The sequence below is a fragment of the Chromohalobacter sp. HP20-39 genome, assembly GCF_033052815.1.
In the GTDB taxonomy this organism is placed as follows: domain Bacteria; phylum Pseudomonadota; class Gammaproteobacteria; order Pseudomonadales; family Halomonadaceae; genus Chromohalobacter.
Map to the genome: position 1 here is coordinate 1 of NZ_JAWHTP010000662.1, position 274 is coordinate 274.

Here is a 274-nt window from a genome sequence, read left to right on the forward strand (position 1 = left end):
TTCTGGTTCATCGTAGCCGTCAGGAGCGAAGATGAAGCAGAAATCCGAACTGGGCAAAGCGCCCGCAGAACAAGTGCTAAAAGATATCCGGCGGCAGACGCGTCGGCAGTATTCGGCGGAAGAGAAGATCCGTATCGTGCTGGAAGGACTGCGCGGCGAGGAGAACATCTCCGAGCTGTGCCGCCGCGAAGGCATTGCCGCCTCGATGTATTACGGTTGGTCGAAGGAGTTTCTGGAGGCCGGCAAACGCCGCCTGGCGGGTGACACGGCCCGT

At 59.9% G+C, this 274-nt stretch carries 1 protein-coding gene; it reads left to right on the forward strand.

What is annotated here, in order from left to right; genetic code table 11:
• Positions 1-31: 31 nt before the first annotated feature.
• Positions 32-274: transposase (locus tag RVY79_RS19600; RefSeq protein ID WP_317466244.1), on the forward strand; the 243-nt coding region annotated here is incomplete at its 3' end.